Genomic DNA, 18,563 nt, shown 5'->3' with positions numbered 1-18,563 from the left:
CCAGCGTTCAATCATCGCGCTCTCAGGCGGCGAGCAACCTCGGCAGTCCCCACTCGGCCGCGAGCAGTTCGTAGGAGCGCAACCGGTCGGTGTGATCGTGGGTGACGCTGGTGATCACCAGTTCGTCGGCGTCGGTGAGCCTTCGCAGACTGTCGAGTTTGTCCGCGACGGTGGCCGGTGCCCCCACGAACTGGGTGATCAGCCGGTCCTCGACGAGCGCGCGTTCCGTGTCGCCCAGCGGTGCGGTGTGCGCGGGGTCGGGGTACGGGATCGCGCCGTGCCCACTACGGATGCTGTGCGTCCAGTGCCCGAACGTCGACGCCAGTTCCTGCGCGGTCGCGTCGTCCTCCGCCACGACCGTGTCGGCGGAGACGACGACGTACGGCTTCGGCAGACTCGGCGACGGGCGGAACGCGGCGCGGTAGGCCTCGACCGCTTCGAGGGTCGTCGACGGGCTCACGTGATAGTTCGCGCCGAACGGCAGCCCCAGCCGGCCTGCCAGTTCGGCGCTCGGCCCCGCGCTGCTCCCGAACACCCACACCTCGACGTCCGCGCCCTCACCGGGACTCGCGTGCAGCTCGATCCCGTCCGGGGTGCGGTACGTGCCGCCGAGCAGTGCCAGGATGTCGTCGACCTGCTGGTCGAATGCGGGCGACAGCGCGCCGGGCTGCTGCAGCACCGACTGCGCCGCCGCGAGCCGCGGGGACAGCAGGAGCCCGGACGGGTCGAACGGCGCCGGGATCACCACGCCGTCGCGGATCTCGGTCTCCCTGCGGGGCGGGGCCGGCTGGTTGTTGCGTTCGGCAACCGCTTTCAACGCCTCGGCCCGCCGCTGGCCCGACCGTCCGAGCCCGAGGTCCAGGCGACCCGGGTACAGCGCGTCGACTGTGCCGAACGCCTCGACGACGGCGGCCGCGGTGGTGTGCCCCAGCTGCACGGCGGCGGCACCGATCCGGAGCGTGCTGGTCGCCGCGGCCAGGATCCCGACGAGCACGGCCGGCGAGGAACTGGCGACACCGACGAAGTGGTGCTCGGCCACCCAGTACCGCTTGTATCCCCACGCCTCGGCGTGCTGGGCGAGGTCGACGGTGTTCCGCAGCGCCGTGCGGGCGGTGGCGCCCTCGCTGACGGGCGACAGATCGAGAACGGACAACGGAGTGGTCATGAGGGCACTTTCTGGAGAGAGCGGGGATTGACGGCACGATGGCTGGGCGGGGCACCGAGTCCGAGGTGCTGCCGCAGCGTGGCGGTGGTGTAGTCGGTGCGCAGAACACCACGGTCCTGCAGCAACGGCACCACCGTGTCGACGAACGGGTCGAGTCCGTCCGGGGTGGGAAGGGAGGGCAGGACGAACCCGTCCGCGGCGTCCTCGCGGACCCACCGGWCGATCCGGTCCGCGACGGATACGGCGGTGCCCGCGAACGTCGCACTGAACAGGACCTTCACCGCACCGGCGGGCCTGCCTGCGTCGACCGTCCGGCGCGCGACGTCGGTGTAGGCGGCGTGAGCGGACTCGAACGTGCCCAGCGGAGCGATGATCACGTCGCCGTGGCGGGCGGCGAGATCCCGGGCTTCCGGGCCGTCGCCGGACACGATCACCACCGGTTGCGCCTGCGGGCTGCGGGGGACGGTGAAGCGTCCGCCGATGTCGAAGTGCCTGCCCCGGTGATAGAACGCGCCTGCGGTGGGATCCGACACGAACCGCCCCGCGCCGCGGTCGAGGGTCACGACGCCCTCGGCCCAGGAATCCCACWGGGTGCGGGCGGTGCCGACGAACTCGGCGGCCCGCCCGCCGGCAGGGGCCACGGTGTTCCACGCCGCCCGGCCGCCGGACAGGTGATCGAGCGAGGCGAACCGGCGGGCCACGTCGAAGGGTTCGGCGGAGGTCGTGTCCAGCGTCGCCGCGAGCCCCACCGCGTCCGTGAATCCGGCCAGCGCGTTCGCCGCGATGACGCCGTCGGCGAGGAAGAAGTCGAACCGTCCCCGTTCCGCGGTGCGGGCGGCGTCCGCGAGGACGGCGAAATCCGTCCGGCCCGCGGGCGCCGCCGCCCCGAGCACGACCTGCTTGTCGGTCATGCCTACCGCGGGTTCTTCTCGCCGGCCTCGACCGCGAGCGTCAGCCGGTTCTCGGCGGGCGCGACCGGGCAGGTGGCGTAGTCGGTGAACGCGCACGGCAGGTTGGACGCCCGGTTGAAGTCGAGGATCACCCGGCCGTCCGCGGCGGGGGCGTCGACGGCCAGTGACCGCGCCGCGGGGTACGTGCTGACCCCGCTGGTGGCATCGGTGAACAGCACCTGCAGCCCACCGTCCTTGCCCGCGAACGCAACGAGTTCGTGTGCGGCGCCGTCGTGCTCGAAGGCGAGCGACCCCAGCGCCGTGTGGTGGTGCTCGAGCCCTTCGACGACGGCACCCGTCGTCACGACGCGGGACTGCGGGAACGGGGTGAACGTTGCCGGCACCGCCCACTGCCGTGCCGGCAGGAACGCCGGGATGCCGGTGAACGCGGCGAGGGTGGCGGCCTCGGGGTCGTGGATCCGCAGGGCGACGTCGCCGGTCCGGCGGATCACCTCGACGGTGCGATTGCCGTGGCGTACGAGCAGACCGGGGGCGCCCTCCTGCGGTGCGAGCGTCGCCGTGCCGTCGACCGTCTCGCCGTCGATCTCGAGACCGGCGTCGGCCGGGGCCGTGACGATCAGGCCGTCCGCGTCGGCCCGCCACTTGCCGGGCAGGTCGGGGAACGTGGTGTCGGTCTCGACGAGCCAGTGCAGCGCCGTGAGGCTCAGCCAGCCCAGCGGTTCGCGGAAGTAGTCCTCGCGCGCCGAATGCCAGTCCTGCCAGCCCTGCTCGAATGTCGCGTCTTCGGTGACTGCGGTCATGATGCCCGAACTCCTTCTGTCTGATGATGCGGATGGCGCAGTCCGAGATGGCTGCGCAGGGTCGTCCCCGAGTACTCGGAGCGGAAACTGCCGCGGTTCTGCAACTCCGGGACCACCTTCTCGACGAACTCGTCCAGCCCGGCCGGGGTGAGGTGCGGTACCAGGATGAAGCCGTCGCACGCGTCGGCCTGCACGTAGCGGTCGATCTCCTCGGCCACCTCGGTGGGAGTTCCGACGAACTGCTGGCGGGTGGTGACGGCGATGATCAGTTCCCGGATGCTGAGTTTCTCGGCTTCCGCCTTCGCCCGCCACTGGCCCGCGATCTCGCGCGGGTCCTTCGCGTGGCGGACCCGGCCGCGGGTGATGGTCGAGTCTTCCGCCGGTTCGACGTCCGGCAGCGGTCCGTCCGGGTCGTACCCGGAAAGATCACGCCCCCAGACCTGTTCGAGGAACGCGATCGCGGTCTGCGGTCCCACCTGCTGATGCCGGATGTGGTCGGCGCGTTCGGCCGCGTCCGCCGCGGAGTCGCCCAGTACGAACGTCGCTGCGGGCAGCACCTTGAGGTCGTCGTGGCCGCGCCCGTACTTCGCGAGCCTGCCCTTGACGTCCAAGTAGAACTTCCGGCCGTCCTCGAGTGATCCGTGGATGGTGAAGATCGCGTCGGCCTGGGCGGCGCCGAATTCACGGCCCTCGTCGGAATCGCCGGCCTGCAGCAACACCGGGTGCCCCTGTGGGCTCCGGGGAACGGTGAAGCGTCCCCGGATGTCGAACTGTGCGCCGGAGTGCGTGACCTCGCGGATCGACTGGTCCGGGGCGAACACTCCCCGGGCACGGTCGATCTGCAGTGCGTCCCGATCCCAGCTGTCCCAGAACTTTCGGGCGCCCTGGATCACTTCGCCGGCGCGGACGTAGCGGTCGGCCTTGTCGAGATATCCTCCGCGCCGGAAGTTCTCCCCCGTGAACGCGTCCGAGGACGTCACCATGTTCCAGGCGGCCCGGCCACCGGACAGGTGGTCGAGTGAAGCGAATTGCCGTGCCAGCTCGTACGGTTCGTTGAACGTCGTGTTGATCGTCCCGGCCAGGCCCAGATGGGTCGTCGCGCCGGCGAGTGCGCCGAGCACCGTCAACGTGTCGGGGCGGCCCACCACGTCGAGGTCGTGGATCCGGCCCCGGTGCTCGCGCAGGCGCAGGCCCTCGGCGAGGAAGAAGAAGTCGAACAGGCCGCGTTCGGCGGTCTCCGCGAGGTGCACGAACGAGTCGAAGTCGATCTGGCTCTTCGATTCGGGGTCGCTCCACACGGTGGTGTTGTTGACGCCGGGAAAGTGTGCGGCGAGGTGAATCTGCTTGCGCTGGTTGCTCATGCTGTCAGTCCTGTCCGGCGAAGCGGTTGGCGGGACGGGTGAAGCCGAGTCGTTCCCGGAGCAGTCCGCCGCCCGGGGCCGGGTCGTTCGAGCGCAGCAGGGGCAGGACGCTGCCGGTGATGGCATCCAGGCCGGACGGCAGCGCCAGCGGCCGCAGGGTGACGCCGTCGACGTCCCCGGTGGCCGCCACGTCCGTGATCAGCCGGGCCAGTCCCGGCGCGTCGCCGCGGTAGAGAACCGACGCCGGCTCGTACCGGGCGCCGGACCAGTTCTCGAGTTGCGCGAGGTCACGCTCGGCGGCATCGGCGGTCTCGGCGATCACCACCTCGACGTCGAGCAGGATCCGCAGCGTCGCGGGGTCGCGACCGGCCTCGGCCGCAGCACGTCGCACCCGGACCGCGACGTCGCGCGCGGCGTCGACGGTGGGCGCGGCGATGCGGATCACGTCGGCGCGGGCGGCGGCGACCCGGGTGGAGTGCTCGTCCCGCGCACCGATCACGATCAGCGACTGCCCCTGCGGCGACCGCGGCGTGATCGAGGGACCCTTGACGGAGAAGTGGTCTCCCTCGAAATCGATGTAGTGCAGCTTGTCCCGGTCGATGAAACGGCCGGTGGCCACGTCGCGGATCTCGGCGTCGTCCTCCCAGCTGTCCCACAGCAGGCCGACCACCTCGATCGCGTCGGCCGCCTCCGCCCACAGATTCTCGGCGTCCTGCGCGTCCTTGCGCCCGAACAGATCCGCCTGGACCTGACCGGAGGACACGTCGACCTGCCACCCGGCCCGGCCGCCCGACGCGTGGTCGAGGCTGGCGATCGCCTTGGACACGTGGAACGGTTCGGTGTGCGTGACGGTCACCGTGGGGACGAGGCCGATGCGCTCGGTGGACGCGACGGCCCGGGCGGTGATCGCCACGGCGTCCAGTTGCCCACGCTGATCGGCATGTCCGGTCGTGGCGATCGCGAAGGAATCGCCGACGAACKCGAGGTCCACGCCGGCCGAGTCGGCCTGCCCGATCAGGCCGGTCCAGTAGGCGGCGGTGAAGAGGTCCTCGGCGCGCGAGTCCTGGCGACGCCAGGACTGCGGATGAATCCCCGTGCCGTACAGATCGACGGCGACGAGGGGACGGTGTGGCTCAGGCATGAATCGATTCCTCCAGCTGTGCGGAACGTGGGCGCCCGACGGACCGTCCCGGGATGGCGTCGAGCAGCTGCCGGGTGTAGTCGTGGCGCGGGTTGTCGAATATGTCGGCCGCGGTGCCCGATTCGACGATGCGGCCGGACCGCATCACCGCGACCGTGTCGCTGATCTGCCGGACCACGGCGAGGTCGTGCGAGATGAAGAGGTAGCTGAGCCCGAGGTCGCGTTGCAGGCTCTCGAGCAGTCCGAGGATCTGCGCCTGCACCGAGACGTCCAGGGCCGACACCGGTTCGTCCAGCACCACGAGTTCGGGGCGCAGAGCGAGCGCGCGGGCGATGGCGACCCGTTGACGTTGCCCGCCGGACAGCTCGGCCGGCCGGCGTTCGAGGTAGGTGCGCGGCAACGCGACCTGTTCGAGCAGTTCGGCCACCCGCGCGGCCCGCTCCGCCCTGGTTCCGACATCGAACGCACCGAGCGGTTCCGCGACGATGTCCGCGATCGCCAGTTTCGGATCGAGGGAGGCGTACGGGTTCTGGTACACGATCTGCACCCGCCGGCGCAGTGCCCGCAGCGCGCCGCCGCGCAGACCGGTGATGTCCCGGCCGTCGAACTCGACGCGGCCCGCGGTGGGCGACTCCAGCCGGATCGCGATCCGGGCCACCGTGGACTTGCCCGACCCGGACTCCCCCACCAGCGACAGGGTGCGCCCGCGGGGGACCTCGAACGATACGTCCCGGACGGCGTCGATGGACGTGCGCCGGTCGATCCTGAACGTCCTGGACACCCCGGAGACGCGCAGCAGGACGTCGGGGCCGGCTCCGCCCGCCTCCTCGCCGCGGGTGCGGTCCTGTCCCACCGACAGGCTCGGCGCCGCGGCCAGCAGGGTGCGGGTGTACTCGTGCTGTGGGTTCGCGAGGATCTGACGGGTCGGGCCGGCTTCCACCACCTCGCCCTGGCTCATCACCACGATCCGGTCCGCCCGGTCGGCCGCGACACCCAGATCGTGCGTGATCAGCAGGACCGCGGTGCCGGATTCGGCGATCCGCGCGTCGAGATGATCGAGGATCCGGCGCTGCACGGTGACGTCGAGGGCGCTGGTCGGTTCGTCCGCGATCACGAGTTCGGGGCTGCACGCCAGTGCGATCCCGATCAGGACACGCTGCCGTTGCCCGCCGGACAGGTCCTGCGGGTACTGCCGCGCCCGCACCTCGGGCTCGTCGATCCCGGCCTCGGCCAGAATGCGCACCGCCTCGATGCCTGCCGTCCGCCGGTCGGCGAGACCGTGGATCCGGAGCACCTCCGCCACCTGGGCGCCGACCCGCAGGACCGGGTTGAGCGACGTCGTCGGGTCCTGCGGAACGAGGCCGATCCGGGCGCCGCGGACGCGTTCGAGTGCGCGTTCCGACTTGGTGTCGAGACGCTCACCGTCGAACGTGACGGTGCCGGCGACGGCCCGCCCGGATCCGCTGAGCAGTCCGAGAATGGCGTGCGCCGTGGTGGATTTTCCGGAGCCGGACTCGCCGACCACGGCCACCACCTCACCGCGCGCGACCGTGAGGTCGACGCCCTGCACGGCCACGATGGGTTCGCCGGCGCTCCCGTACGCCACCCGCAGTCCGGAGACCTGCAGCAGCGGAGTGTCGTTCGCGCTCATCGCACTTCTCTCTGTTCGAGTGCATGCCCGAGCCGGTGCGCCGACAGCACGACGGCCACGATCACCAGTCCGGGCAGGGTTGTCATCCACCACGCGGTGGCGAGGTAGTTCCGGCCCTCGGAGATCAGCGAGCCCCATTCCGGGGTGGGCGGCACCGCGCCGAACCCGAGGAAGCTCAGCGACGACACCGCGAGGACCGCCATGCCGAACTCGACGGCGGCGAGGGCGACGACCGGCGCGTACGAGTTCCGCAGCACGTGGCGGCGCAGCACCGTGTGCCAGCGGACACCCGACGCGAACGCGGCCTCGACGTACAGCGACCGCCGCACCCGCAGCACCTCCGACCGCATCACGCGGGCGAAGTTCGCGATCAGCGACACGCCCACCGCGATCGCGACGTTGACCGTGCCGAATCCCAGTGCGGTCACCAGTGCCAGCGAGAGCAGCAGCGCGGGAATCGACAGGAGGACGTCGACGACCCGCATCAGGACGGCGTCCAGAGCACCTCCGAGGGCGCCGGACAGCAGTCCGATCAGCGAACCGACGACCAGTGCGATGCCCACCGCCAGCAGTGTCGCGGTCAGCGACAATCCGGCGCCGTGCACCACCCGGGTGTACACGTCGCGTCCGATGTTGTCGGTGCCGAACCAGTGCGCGGCACTCGGCGCCTGCAGCTTCTGCGCGGGCACCCCGACCAGCGGGTCGCCGCTCGCGAACACCGACGGCGCCACCGCGAATCCGACCGCGACGAGGAGCACCGCCGCCGAGGCGACGAGCACGAGGTTGCGACGCCACCACGCCACCACGCGGCGTCCGCGGCCGTGCGGACGGGGCGCGACTGTGGGAGGCGCGTCGACCGGCGGAGGGCCGAAACCCTCGGCCTCCTCGATCAGTTCTCTGGTGAGGATGTCAGACATGAACCTTCTCCTCCACATTCGCGACGGTGTCGCTGCGCTCGGAACTCCGCCTGCCCTCGACGATCCTGGGGTCGATCAGCGGGTAGAGCAGATCCACGGCGAGATTGACGAGGACGTAGACGAGCGAGCTCAACACCACGATGCCCTGGACCACCGGAATGTCCTGCGCCATCACGGAAGTCTGGGTGAGCCGCCCCACCCCGGCGCGGGAGAACACCGTCTCGACGACGACCGATCCCGCCAGCAGATTGCCGACGAGCACACCGGCGATGGTGAACGCGGGAATGCTCGACAGGCGCAGCGCGTGCCGGGTCTGGATCTGCCAGCGCGACGCCCCCTTCGCCCGCGCGGCCTCGATGAACGGCTGCCGCCACGTGGTCTGCAGACTCGCCGCGAGCACCTGGGCGATGACGGCCCCGGTCGGGAGCGCGAGCGTCACCGCCGGCAGCACCAGCGTCGCGACCCCCTGATCGCCGAACGCGGGGAAGACCTTCAGCCGGAACGAGAACAGTTGCAGCAGAATCAGGCCCACCCAGAACGTCGGCACCGCGACACCGAGCGGGGGCAGGGAGAACAGCAGGTTCCGCACCCAGTGGACGCGCGTGTAGGTGGCGAGGAACGCGACCCCCGCCCCGAACACGACGGCGAGGACCAGCGCCGCGGACGCCAGCGCGAGAGTGCTGGGCACCGCGTTGCCGATGGCCTCGGTCACCGACTGCCCGGTGGCGATCGAGTACCCGAAGTCACCGCGGACGGCGTGGCTCAGCGAGTTCCAGTACTGCACCCACACCGGCTGGTCGAGTCCGTACCGCGCCTGCAGTTCCGCGACGGCCGCCGCGTCGACCGTCGTCCCGGTGGACGCCGAGTCGACGGCGATGCTCACCGGGTCGGACGGCAGGAGGAACAGCACGGCGAACGACACGGTGAACGTCGCCCACAGGACGGCGATCGCCTGCAGCACGCGGAGTCCGAGGTAGCGAATCATGGCTCAGCGTCCGCTGATCCAGGTGTCGAAGAACTGGAGCCGGGCCGAGGCCTCGAACTTCAGGTCCTGCACGTTCGGGCCCGCGCCGATCGCCTGCGACAACTCCACCGTGGGGATCCACAGGCCGTTGTCGAGGATCTGCTGCTGGGCGTCGGCGACGAGCGCGCTCCGCGCGGCGGGATCGGTGGTGGCGAGCTGCTTCGCCAGCACGTCGTCGAGCGCGGGAATCGGGCCGCGGCTGTTCAGGTTGCGGCCTTCGAGCCCGAACTGGGTGCGCAGGATGTCGCCGTCGGCACGGGTGCTGTTGTAGTAGGTGGCGTCGAAGTCCTTGGAATTCTGGCGGGCGGTGGCCTCCGGGGTCGACACGAGGTCGAGCTGCAGGTCCACTCCCACCGCTCTGAGCTGCTGCTGCACCAGTTCGAGGATGGCCTGGTTGCCGGCGAACACGGAGCTGAACAGAACGGGGAAGGCGAGCTTCTGACCACCCTTCTCGCGGATGCCGTCGGCGCCGGGCACCCAGCCCGCCTGATCCAGGATCGACTTCGCCTTCTCCGGGTCGTACGTCACGCCGGGCAGTGCCACGTAGCCCGGGGTGCGGCTGGCCAGGGTGCTGGTGGCCGGCTTGAAGTTGGGGCCGAGCACGGTGTCGACCAGTTCCTGCCGGTTGATCGCCGGCACCAGCGCGCTGCGCACGACGGGGTCGACGAGCGGTCCGCGGGTCACGTTGGGCTGGAAGCCGAACGGGGTTCCGGGATTCGAGGTGGTGAGCACCTGCCCGCCCGCACCTTCGATCTGCGGGGCGTCCTGCGGCAGCGCGTCGCTGATCGCGTCCAGCTGTCCCGAGGACAGGCTGCCCGTGCGGACACCGGATTCGGGGACGACGGTGAACTCGATGGTGTCGAGGTAGGCCTCGCCGTCGTGGGCGAACACGTCGGAACCCCAGTTGTATCCGGCGCGCTTGGCGAGGGTGACCGACTTGTCCTGCTGGTAGTCGGCGTACGTGAACGGCCCGGTGCCCGAGATGTTGCCGGTGCACCGCTCTTCGGCGGACTTCGCGACGGACGCGTCGGACAGGATGCCGAGCTGCGGGGTGGACGACGCCTGGAGGAACTGCGCGTTGGGTGCGGCGAAGTCGACCTGCGCGGTCTGCGGGTCGATCACGGTGGTGCCCGTGTACCCGGTGAGGTAGCTGGCACCCAGTGCGGCCTTGGCCCCGGTGAGGGTGTTCACGATGGCGTCGAGGTTCTTCTTCACCGACTCCGCGGTGAAAGGCGTTCCGTCACTGAACGTCACCCCCTCCTTCAGATGGAACGTGAAGGAGGACGCGTCGGCGTCGGTGTCCCAGCTCTCGGCCAGCCACGGCTTCAGTTCGCCCGTCTCCGGGTCCTGGTCGGTGAGCGAGTCCACCACCTGCCGGGCCACGTAGATCGTCTGGTTGGTGCCCGACTGCGCGGGGTCGGCGCACGTGGGTGCCTGGGACAGGCCGTAGCGGAGGGTGCCGCCGGGCTGGGGCGGGCCCGCGTCCGCGGAGGAACTGCTGGAGCCGCCACCGCAGGCGGTGAGCGCCGTGGCCAGCACGGCGGCGGCGCCGATACCTGCCGCGATGCGGCCGCGGTGGGACGAGGACAAAGGCACTGATGGCACCGAGAACTCCGTGATCTCGAAGAAGTGCCGTGCGCGCTACCCGTCGAGTGGGCAGCGCTCACGCGCACAGAAAGGTGAGGGACACCGGATCCGACGCGGATGCGGTGTGTAGAGCAAGAACCCCGGATGTCTGCCGGGGTGTCAGATCAGCTGTGACAGATGGAGGTGGACAACCGGCAGAGATCGACGTGCAGACGCCCCCAGGCGCTCACGAAGCCTTCGGTCAACATGGTTCCTCCATCGATCCCGGCGGTAGCACCCGCACCCGCGGGGCGGGGGGGTTGCTGCGACGTCAACGAGCCAGGTCTCTCGGTCGCTCTGGATGGTCGTTACCGAGTGTAAGAGATCGCCGGTCGCCGCGCCACACGGCCCCCGCTACCCGACTGCCTGCCGGGGCGGGAGTTCCCGTCGCGACAGCGGCGGGCGGAGACCGAGATGCTCACGCAGGGTCGCGCCTTCGTATTCCGTTCGGTACGAGCCGCGCTCCTGCAGTTCGGGCACGAGCAGGTCGACGATCTCGTCGAGTCCGGTGGGCACCAGGTACGGCGAGATGTTGAATCCGTCGGTCGCCCCGCTGCGAACCCACCGGGTGAGTTCGTCGGCGACCTGCCCGGGGGTGCCCGCGAAACCGGACCGCTGAGTGGTCGCGATCGCGACCTGCCGCAGCGACAGGTTCTGCGCCTCCGCCAGGGCGCGCCACTCGCGGGCGATGGCGAGCGGGTCCTTGCCGTCGCGGGCGGCCCCGCGGGTGACGGAGATCGGTGCGGGCACCGGATCGAATTCGGGCAGTGGACCGTCCGGGTCGCGATCGGACAGATCGCGGCCCCACACCTGACCGACCAGCGACAGCGCCGTCTGCCCGGTGTACTGGCCTTCGCGGACCCAGCGGACCTTGTCCTCCACCTCGGACGCGTTCTCCGCGAGCACGATCTGGGTGCCCGGCAAAATCTTGACGTCGTCCTCGGGGCGCCCCGCGCGGCGCAGTCTCGCCCGGATGTCCTCGGCGAAGCCGAGCGCCTCGTCGAAATGGGTTCCGTGGCGGGAGAAGATCACGTCGGCGTGCGTGGCCGCGAAGTCCCTGCCTGCCGGTGAGTCGCCGGCCTGGAAGATGACGGGATGGCCCTGGGCGCTGCGCGGCAGGGTGGGGGTGATCGTGACGTCGAACTGCGACGTGCGCCGCGACACGTCCTGCACACTGCCCGCGGTGGCCCAGGACGGCGCTTCGGTGCTCGTCGCGACGGCGCCGTCGGCCCAYGCGTCCCAGATCGCCCGCGCGGTGCCCAGGAACTGCCCGGCCCGCTCGTACCGGTCGGCGTGATCGAGGAAGCCGCCGCGCCGGAAGTTCTCACCGGTCCACGCGTTGTCCGTGGTGACGGCGTTCCAGCCGGCGCGTCCGCCGGACAGCAGGTCCAGCCCGGACAGTCGCCGGGCGAGGTCGGCCGGTTCGTTGTAGGTGGTGTTCTGGGTGGCCACCAGCCCGATGTGCCGGGTGATGCCGGCCAGCGCCGAGAGCTGGGTGATCGCATCCGGCCTGCCCACGATGTCGAGATCGAGGATCTTGCCTTCCTGTTCCCGCAGGCGTAGACCCTCACCCAGGAAGAAGGCGTCGAACAGGCCCCGCTCGGCGGTCTGTGCCACCCGACGGAACGTTTCGAAGTCGATCTGCGATCCGCTCGTCGGATCCGACCAGATCGTCGTGTGGTTGACGCCCTGGAAGAAGACCCCGAAATGCACCTGGGCTTCGGGCCGGGCGTATGAGTCGTCGGTCATGATCTCCACAACCTTTCAGCGAGAGGATTCTGCGAGGCGCTCGGCCCGGAATCGGTTGGCGGGGCGGTCGAGTCCGAGCGTGCTGCGCAGAGTCGAACCGGGAACGGGACGGTGGGCGGCACCGGCGCGCAGGAGTGCCGGGATCACGTACCGCGCCAGCACCGGGAGGTCCTCGTCGACCACGGCGGGATGCAGGCGCACACCGTCGACCTGCGAATCCAGTGCGCGCAGCAGTTCCACCAGTCCGGTGGCCTCGCCGGCGAACGACAGCCGCTCACTCGACGGGGCGGGAGTGGCTGCGCCCAGCGCCACGTCGAGTTCGGCGAACACCAGCGCCGCCCCGCGGTCCTTCGCCCGCGCGGCGGCGTCGGCGATGTCACCGGGCGTCGTCCCGGACACCAGCACCACGTCGACCTGGGTCGGATCGGTCTGCCCGTCGAGTCCGAACACCACCAGTTGCCCCTGCGGCGGCCGCGGCACGATCGCCGGACCCTTCACCGAGTACGTCTCGCCCCGGAAGTCGATGTAGTGCAGCCGGTCGCGGTCGACGAAACGGCCGGTGGCGTAGTCGCGGATCACCGCGTCGTCCTCCCAGGAATCCCACAGGTTCCGGACCACGGCGATCGCGTCCCGCTCCTCCCGCGCGAGGTCGGCGGGTGCGGTGATCTCGGTCCGGCCCAGTGCGCCCGCGACCCGCGGGTCGGTGTCGCGTGCGGCGATCCAGCCGCCGCGGCCCCGCGACGCGTAGTCGAGTGTCGCGAGCTGGGAGGACGTGTGAAACGGTTCGGCGTAGGTGGTGCCGACCACCGGTACGAGACCGATCGTGCTGGTGGTCGCGGCCACGAACGCGGCGCGGTTCACGGCGTCGATCCGGCCGACGGGTCCCCCGACGGCGCCGGGCGGCAGCAGCGAATCGTCGAAGGAGGCGAATGTGAAACCGGCGTTCTCCGCCGCAGCGACCCGGTCCGCCACCGTTCGCCCGGTCAGCAACCGGTCGGGTGTGTGCGCGGCGCGCCGCCAGGCCTCGGGATGCGTTCCCTCGCCGTCGAGTTCGATGCCCAGATGCAGGCTCATGGCCGTTCCTCCTCTGTGTCGGCCGCGAGGGGGCGGCTCGGAATGGTCTCGCGCAACACGGGCGCCACCTCGGCCTGGAACAGCTCGAGGCTCTCGCGGTGCTGTTTGTCGCTGCCGACGCGGTCGGCGCTCAGGTGGATCACCTCGTGGCCGAACTGCTCGTGGTAGCGCTGCACCTTGTCGATCACCTGCTGCGGGCTGCCGATCAGCGCGGAGCTGCGTTCGACGAAGTCCTCGAGGGTCTCGAATACCACGGGAAGTCCTGCCCTGCGGGCGAAGTCGAGCCGGGCGGCGTGAATCGGCCGCCACACGTCGAGCGCGTCCTGCGAGTTCGGTGTGACGTAGAACCCGGCGGTCCCGGCGCCGACGAGGGCGTCGGCGGGATCGTGACCGTAATGGGTCCACCGTTCGCGGTAGTGCCGGACGAGTTCGGCGTAGGAGTCGATGGGATACGTCACGTTCGCGGAGAAGATCGGATCTCCGTAGCGGGCGGCGAGATCCACCGATTCCTTGCTCGTCGCGCTGCCGTGCCAGATCCGGATCCGCCGCTGCAACGGGCGGGGCAGCGCGACGGCGTGCTCGAGCGACGGCCGGAACGTGCCCTCCCAGGTGACGTCCTCGCTCTCCCACAACTTCCGGAACAGCTCGTACCCTTCTCGGTTGCGGTCCCACTGGTCGTCCGGCGTGACGTGGAACAGCTGTGCCTGCGCGGTGCCGTTTCCCTTGCCGATGATGAGCTGCAGCCGGCCACCCGACAGGTTGTCGAGCGTCGAGTAGTCCTCGAACGCACGGACCGGGTCGAGCAGGCTCAGCGTGGTCACCGCGGTCCACAACTGCAGGGTGGTGGTCCGCGCCGCGATGGCGCTGAGCACCACGGGCGGCGACGAGGACAGGAAGGGGTGTTCGTGGCGCTCGCCCACCGCGAAACCGTCGTACCCCAGTTGCTCGGCGAGGACGGCCGATTCCACGACCTCCCGCAGCCTGGCCGCGGTGCCGATCTTCTCCCCGGTCACCGGATCCGGGTGGTGAGTGATCAGGCTCATCAGCAGAAACTTCATACGGACTCGTACTCCTTTGCGGCGCAGTCGGAAGGCAGGGCGGTGTGCAGGAGCTTCTCGAATCCGTGGACCCCGATTTCCTGCGGTGGGAGGGAGCGGTCGAACAGCGCCGTGTACCCCGCGGCCAGGTACAGGGCCACCGCCTCGGGTTGCCGCGGCCCGGTGGTGAGGAAGATGCGCGAGTAGCCGGCCCGGACGATCTCGGCCTCGAGTTCCCGCAGCACGATGCGCCCGAGTCCGCGCCTGCGGTGCGAGGACGAGGTCCAGATCCGCTTGAGTTCCGCGGTCGTGTCGTCGTAGCGGCGGAAGGCCCCGCCCGCCACCGACATCCCGTCCTCGACCACGACGAGCAGCGCGCCCCCCGGCGCGGCGAACTCTTCCGCCGGATACGTGCTGAGATCCTCGTACATCTGGTCGCGGGACCGCCCGTACCGAGTGCTGTATTCGGTCGCCAGTTCTTCGAGCAGCGGCGCGGCCAGTGGATCGGTCTGATCGACGAACACGGTCTGCACGGGGTCGGTCCTCTCGCTCACTGTTCCTCCTGTCAGCTGGTCTTCGGGAGCCCGGGCGGGTTGACGACCGACGTGTTCACGGCCTCGTTCGCGATGTTCCAGCGGTCGAGAACCTGTGCGTACGTGCCGTTCTCGATGACATGGTTGATGGCCTCGTTGACGGCGGTAATCAGCCCGTTGTCCTTCTTGGTGAGCACGGCGATCTCACCCTGGAGTGCGTCGCCGGCGCCCGAGAACGTTCCGGCGATCTCGGTCTCCCCGGCCTGCGCCACGTGGAACGACGAGGAGGGGTTGGGGCCGAAGTAGGCGTCGATCCGCCCCGACGCGAGCGGCAGGTAGTAGTCGGTGGCGTTCTGGTAGTAGGTGATGTCGGTGGGTTCGAGACCGGCCGCCACGTTCTGCTCGCTCCACTTCACCAGCAGCGCTTCCTGATTGGTGCCGGAGGAGACCGCGATCTTCAGGCCCGCGACGTCCTTGGGTTCCTTGATCTGGATGCCGCTGTCCTTCTTCGTCTCGAACGCGACCGTGTCGAGGCGGTATGTCGAGAAGTCGTACTTCTCCTTCCGCTCCTCGGTGACGGTGACGTTGGAGATGAAGGCGTCGGCCTCCCCCGAGTCGATCCGGACGAAGTTCTGCGCCCAGTCCGCGGCCTGGAGATCGACCTTCAGGCCGAGGACGTCGCCGATCAGGTATGCGAAGTCGGTTTCCGAGCCGATCAGCGTCTTGTCGTCGTCGGCGTAGAAGCGCAGCGGCGGGGCGGAACCGGCACTGCCCGTGACGACGAGCGTGCCGCGGTCGCGGATCTGCTGGGGAACCTTCGCGGCGATCGACTCGACCTCGTCGGTGGTGATGCGATTCTGATCGGCGGTGAGGTTGTAGCCGGCGGCCGAGGTGGGCCCCGATCCCTCGTCCTCGACGTCGCCGCCCCCGCACGCGGCGGCGAGGAGCGCGACGGTGGTGAGAGCCGAGGCCAGAATCTTCTTACGGAACCGTGCGGTGGACATGTGTGCCTTTCGGGGATCCACACCGGGGTGTGGAGGTCAGAGAACTCGGGAGAGAAAAGCTTTGGTGCGGTCGTGCTGTGGGTCGTCGATGACCTGCGCGGGCGGGCCCTGCTCCACGACGACTCCGGCGTCCATGAAGACGGCCGTGTCGGCGACCTCCCGCGCGAAACCCACCTCGTGGGTGACGATGACGAGGGTGGCGCCGTCGCGTGCCAGTTGCTTGATGACGGCGAGAACCTCGCCGACCAGTTCCGGGTCGAGCGCCGACGTGGGCTCGTCGAACAGGATCACCGCAGGGCGCAGTGCGAGGGCCCGGGCGATCGCGACCCGCTGCTGCTGGCCGCCGGACAGTTGCCGCGGGTACTCGTGGGCCTTGTCACCCACGCCGACCCGTTCGAGGAGGGCGATCGCCTCGGCCTCGACCTCGGCCCGGTCACGGCCCTGCGCCGACACCGGTGCCTCGACCACGTTCTCCAGCACCGTGAGGTGGGGGAACAGGTTGAAGTTCTGGAACACGAATCCGATCCGGGACCGCTGCTTCAGGATGTCGCGTTCCCGCAGTTCGTGGAGTTTGTTGCCCTTGCGCCGGTAGCCGATGAGGTCGCCGTCGATCCGGATGGTGCCCCGGTCGACCTTCTCCAGGTGGTTGAGCGTGCGGAGCAGCGTGGACTTGCCGGAACCCGACGGGCCCAGGATCACCGTCACCTCGCCCTTGCGGACCAGCAGGTCCACACCCTGGAGGACTTCGAGTGCGCCGAAGGACTTGTGGACTCCGCGAACCTCCACCGCGAACTCTGCCTGCTGGGTGTCGGTCGTCATTTCGTGGCCCCTCTCGGTACGGAGACGCCGGCGTCGCGGATCTCGGCGAATTTCCGGGTGACCTTCTGCCACGGAGTCGGGGGCAGTGCCCGAGCCGATCCGCGGGCGTAGTGCCGCTCGACGTAGTACTGGCCGACCGACAACAGCGTGGTCAGGATGATGTACCAGATCGTCGCGACCATCAGCAGGGGCACGACGCGACCGTTGCGGCCGAAGATCACCTGAACCTGGTAGAACAGTTCCGCGATCGCCATCGTCGACACGATCGACGTGCCCTTGAACAGGCTGATCACCTCGTTCGCGGCGTTCGGCAGGATGCCGCGCATCGCCTGCGGCAGAACGATCTTGAAGAACTGGCGACGACGCGGAATACCCAGCGACTGCGCCGCCTCGATTTGCCCGTGGTCCACCGAGATGATGCCGGAACGGATGATCTCGGCGGAGTACGCGGCCTGGTGCAGGGCCAGACCGATGACGGCGGCGGTGAAGCCGCTGATGACGCCGTTGACCTCGAACGTGAAGAAGCCCGGTCCGAACGGAATTCCCAGCGACAGAGTCTGATACAGGTACGTGATGTTGAACCAGAACAGGAGTTGCACGATCAGCGGGATCGACCGGAACGCCCAGATGTAGACCCAGGCGATCACCTGCAGCACCGGGTTGTGCGACAGGCGGCTGACCGCCAGCACCACACCGAGCGCGAATCCGAGGACCGTCCCCCAGAGGGTCAGCTTCACCGTCATCCACAGGGCCTGCAGCACGGAGCCGGCGGTGAAGTACTTGCCGAACGTCGCCCAGTCCCACCCCGGGTTGGTGGCGAGGCCGTGGACGAACTGGGCGAGCAGCACCAGCACGGCGGCGCTGACCACCCACCGCCACGGGTGCCACCGCCGTGCGACCTCCAGCGCGGCGTCCGCGGGCCGGTCACCATTGCCGGACGGTTCGGAATCAAGGGGCGCGGCCGAACGCGCCCGGACGGGGGCGCTCACGCTCGCTCACCACTGGGAACAGACATCACTGAGGCGGCCTTTCACCTGGAGACGGGACGGGGAAGAGGGCGCGTCTTCCGCGGGATGCGGGCGCGCGTCAGGCGCTCACCTGGCGTTTTACCCGGTGAGCGTGCGGTGAGACCTCGTCAACAGTGGCAGGAGGTGGTACGGCACAGGTCGATGTGCCGTCTGCGCCACGCAGGGCGCGCGGGGTAGTTCATGTGCTGCCTTCCATCGATCCCGGCGGTAGCACCCGCACCCGAAAAATTCGGAAGGGTTGCTGCGACGTCAACGAGCCAGGTCTCTCGGTCGCTCTGGATGGTTGAAGCGAACACTAGCTGCATTCCCGGACGTCGTCAACACGGGGTATTTCCCTGCAACACAGGGGAAATGGCGTCGAGCGGACGCAAGAATCACCGTGCGCAGAAGTGCTGACAAGTGGTCGGAGATGCGGTTGGATGAGACGAGCAGTCGCGTATCGCCACCGCCGCGTGACCCGGCTGCCGGGCCGTCCGAGGCCCTTGTAACGTCGCCTCGGTGACACCACTCGAAGTCATCGCGATCCTGGTAGCCGGCGTCGGCGCGGGCGCGATCAACGCCATCGTCGGCAGCGGCACGCTCATCACCTTCCCCACCCTGGTGGCTTTCGGGTTCCCTCCGGTGACCGCGACGATGTCGAACGCGATCGGCCTGGTCGCCGGTGGCGTGTCCGGCACGTGGGGGTACCGGCGGGAGCTGGCCGGGCAGGGGCCGCGGTTGCGG

The 18,563-nt window shown here is 69.7% G+C and carries 19 protein-coding genes and 2 riboswitches; of the genes, 1 reads left to right on the top strand and 18 read right to left on the bottom strand.

The window, feature by feature from the left end:
- Nucleotides 1-22: 22 nt before the first annotated feature.
- The 18 genes from AC1DWT_RS13225 to AC1DWT_RS13140 all read right to left on the bottom strand — a co-directional run bounded on the left by AC1DWT_RS13225 (nucleotide 23) and on the right by AC1DWT_RS13140 (nucleotide 18,022).
- Nucleotides 23-1,165: an LLM class flavin-dependent oxidoreductase gene (locus AC1DWT_RS13225; RefSeq protein ID WP_072947119.1), complete on the bottom strand. Its 1,143-nt coding sequence runs from the start codon at nucleotides 1,163-1,165 to the stop codon at nucleotides 23-25.
- Nucleotides 1,162-2,076 carry an LLM class flavin-dependent oxidoreductase gene (locus tag AC1DWT_RS13220; protein WP_477920910.1) on the bottom strand — a complete coding sequence of 305 codons (915 nt, stop codon included), beginning with the start codon at nucleotides 2,074-2,076 and terminating at the stop codon, nucleotides 1,162-1,164. Before AC1DWT_RS13220 ends, AC1DWT_RS13225 begins: the two co-directional genes overlap by 4 nt.
- A 2-nt stretch (nucleotides 2,077-2,078) precedes the next feature.
- Nucleotides 2,079-2,876, bottom strand: coding sequence for a DUF1684 domain-containing protein (locus AC1DWT_RS13215; RefSeq protein WP_072947121.1), 798 nt, complete (start codon nucleotides 2,874-2,876; stop codon nucleotides 2,079-2,081).
- Complete coding sequence (locus AC1DWT_RS13210; RefSeq protein WP_206013184.1) at nucleotides 2,873-4,237, bottom strand: NtaA/DmoA family FMN-dependent monooxygenase; 1,365 nt, start codon at nucleotides 4,235-4,237, stop codon at nucleotides 2,873-2,875. The genes AC1DWT_RS13215 and AC1DWT_RS13210 overlap by 4 nt, the downstream gene beginning before the upstream one ends.
- A gap of 4 nt (nucleotides 4,238-4,241) precedes the next feature.
- The gene (locus tag AC1DWT_RS13205; RefSeq protein WP_477920907.1) at nucleotides 4,242-5,378 is read right to left on the bottom strand and encodes an LLM class flavin-dependent oxidoreductase; all 1,137 of its coding nucleotides are present in this window, start codon (nucleotides 5,376-5,378) and stop codon (nucleotides 4,242-4,244) included.
- Entirely contained in the window at nucleotides 5,371-7,029 is a 1,659-nt protein-coding gene (locus AC1DWT_RS13200) for a dipeptide ABC transporter ATP-binding protein (RefSeq protein ID WP_206013188.1), read from the bottom strand. Before AC1DWT_RS13200 ends, AC1DWT_RS13205 begins: the two co-directional genes overlap by 8 nt.
- Complete coding sequence (locus tag AC1DWT_RS13195; RefSeq protein ID WP_095862453.1) at nucleotides 7,026-7,946, bottom strand: ABC transporter permease; 921 nt, start codon at nucleotides 7,944-7,946, stop codon at nucleotides 7,026-7,028. Before AC1DWT_RS13195 ends, AC1DWT_RS13200 begins: the two co-directional genes overlap by 4 nt.
- Nucleotides 7,939-8,931 (bottom strand): ABC transporter permease, encoded by a 993-nt coding sequence (locus tag AC1DWT_RS13190; RefSeq protein WP_206013189.1) that lies wholly within the window; start codon nucleotides 8,929-8,931, stop codon nucleotides 7,939-7,941. The genes AC1DWT_RS13195 and AC1DWT_RS13190 overlap by 8 nt, the downstream gene beginning before the upstream one ends.
- Before the next feature lie 3 nt (nucleotides 8,932-8,934).
- Entirely contained in the window at nucleotides 8,935-10,566 is a 1,632-nt protein-coding gene (locus tag AC1DWT_RS13185) for an ABC transporter substrate-binding protein (protein WP_206015981.1), read from the bottom strand.
- A gap of 155 nt (nucleotides 10,567-10,721) precedes the next feature.
- Complete coding sequence (locus AC1DWT_RS13180; RefSeq protein WP_310794466.1) at nucleotides 10,722-10,805, bottom strand: putative leader peptide; 84 nt, start codon at nucleotides 10,803-10,805, stop codon at nucleotides 10,722-10,724.
- Between the two features lie 4 nt (nucleotides 10,806-10,809).
- Nucleotides 10,810-10,904: riboswitch (SAM riboswitch) on the bottom strand.
- Between the two features lie 46 nt (nucleotides 10,905-10,950).
- Nucleotides 10,951-12,345 (bottom strand): NtaA/DmoA family FMN-dependent monooxygenase, encoded by a 1,395-nt coding sequence (locus tag AC1DWT_RS13175; protein WP_095862736.1) that lies wholly within the window; start codon nucleotides 12,343-12,345, stop codon nucleotides 10,951-10,953.
- A 15-nt stretch (nucleotides 12,346-12,360) separates the two neighbouring features.
- The gene (locus AC1DWT_RS13170) at nucleotides 12,361-13,419 is read right to left on the bottom strand and encodes an LLM class flavin-dependent oxidoreductase (protein ID WP_072947128.1); all 1,059 of its coding nucleotides are present in this window, start codon (nucleotides 13,417-13,419) and stop codon (nucleotides 12,361-12,363) included.
- Nucleotides 13,416-14,477, bottom strand: a complete 1,062-nt coding sequence (locus AC1DWT_RS13165; RefSeq protein WP_206013191.1) for an LLM class flavin-dependent oxidoreductase — start codon at nucleotides 14,475-14,477, stop codon at nucleotides 13,416-13,418. Before AC1DWT_RS13165 ends, AC1DWT_RS13170 begins: the two co-directional genes overlap by 4 nt.
- A complete protein-coding gene (locus AC1DWT_RS13160) occupies nucleotides 14,474-15,010 on the bottom strand; it encodes a GNAT family N-acetyltransferase (protein WP_072947130.1) in 537 nt (178 codons plus the stop codon). The genes AC1DWT_RS13165 and AC1DWT_RS13160 overlap by 4 nt, the downstream gene beginning before the upstream one ends.
- An 11-nt stretch (nucleotides 15,011-15,021) precedes the next feature.
- Entirely contained in the window at nucleotides 15,022-15,993 is a 972-nt protein-coding gene (locus tag AC1DWT_RS13155; RefSeq protein WP_072947131.1) for an ABC transporter substrate-binding protein, read from the bottom strand.
- 36 nt (nucleotides 15,994-16,029) lie between these two features.
- Nucleotides 16,030-16,812 carry an amino acid ABC transporter ATP-binding protein gene (locus AC1DWT_RS13150; protein WP_206013192.1) on the bottom strand — a complete coding sequence of 261 codons (783 nt, stop codon included), beginning with the start codon at nucleotides 16,810-16,812 and terminating at the stop codon, nucleotides 16,030-16,032.
- On the bottom strand, nucleotides 16,809-17,801 hold the full coding sequence (locus AC1DWT_RS13145) for an amino acid ABC transporter permease (protein WP_072947133.1): 993 nt from the start codon (nucleotides 17,799-17,801) through the stop codon (nucleotides 16,809-16,811). Before AC1DWT_RS13145 ends, AC1DWT_RS13150 begins: the two co-directional genes overlap by 4 nt.
- A 146-nt stretch (nucleotides 17,802-17,947) precedes the next feature.
- Nucleotides 17,948-18,022 (bottom strand): putative leader peptide, encoded by a 75-nt coding sequence (locus tag AC1DWT_RS13140; RefSeq protein ID WP_369426197.1) that lies wholly within the window; start codon nucleotides 18,020-18,022, stop codon nucleotides 17,948-17,950.
- A 7-nt stretch (nucleotides 18,023-18,029) separates the two neighbouring features.
- Nucleotides 18,030-18,126, bottom strand: a riboswitch (SAM riboswitch).
- A gap of 212 nt (nucleotides 18,127-18,338) precedes the next feature.
- On the opposite strand from AC1DWT_RS13140, the gene AC1DWT_RS13135 reads away from it, so the two are divergent.
- Nucleotides 18,339-18,563: TSUP family transporter (locus AC1DWT_RS13135; protein WP_477920901.1), on the top strand; the 225-nt coding region annotated here is incomplete at its 3' end.

The organism is Rhodococcus sp. P4_B6, assembly GCF_056402215.1.
This window is presented reverse-complemented; position numbering and strand designations above follow the sequence as displayed.

Coding starts and splice junctions, on each gene's coding strand:
- AC1DWT_RS13210 (WP_206013184.1), bottom strand. CDS start 4,237: ATGAGCAACCAGCGCAAGCAGATTCACCTCGCCGCACACTTTCCCGGC.
- AC1DWT_RS13170 (WP_072947128.1), bottom strand. CDS start 13,419: ATGAGCCTGCATCTGGGCATCGAACTCGACGGCGAGGGAACGCATCCC.
- AC1DWT_RS13215 (WP_072947121.1), bottom strand. CDS start 2,876: ATGACCGCAGTCACCGAAGACGCGACATTCGAGCAGGGCTGGCAGGAC.
- AC1DWT_RS13150 (WP_206013192.1), bottom strand. CDS start 16,812: ATGACGACCGACACCCAGCAGGCAGAGTTCGCGGTGGAGGTTCGCGGA.
- AC1DWT_RS13195 (WP_095862453.1), bottom strand. CDS start 7,946: ATGTCTGACATCCTCACCAGAGAACTGATCGAGGAGGCCGAGGGTTTC.
- AC1DWT_RS13190 (WP_206013189.1), bottom strand. CDS start 8,931: ATGATTCGCTACCTCGGACTCCGCGTGCTGCAGGCGATCGCCGTCCTG.
- AC1DWT_RS13155 (WP_072947131.1), bottom strand. CDS start 15,993: ATGTCCACCGCACGGTTCCGTAAGAAGATTCTGGCCTCGGCTCTCACC.
- AC1DWT_RS13180 (WP_310794466.1), bottom strand. CDS start 10,805: ATGTTGACCGAAGGCTTCGTGAGCGCCTGGGGGCGTCTGCACGTCGAT.
- AC1DWT_RS13200 (WP_206013188.1), bottom strand. CDS start 7,029: ATGAGCGCGAACGACACTCCGCTGCTGCAGGTCTCCGGACTGCGGGTG.
- AC1DWT_RS13225 (WP_072947119.1), bottom strand. CDS start 1,165: ATGACCACTCCGTTGTCCGTTCTCGATCTGTCGCCCGTCAGCGAGGGC.
- AC1DWT_RS13165 (WP_206013191.1), bottom strand. CDS start 14,477: ATGAAGTTTCTGCTGATGAGCCTGATCACTCACCACCCGGATCCGGTG.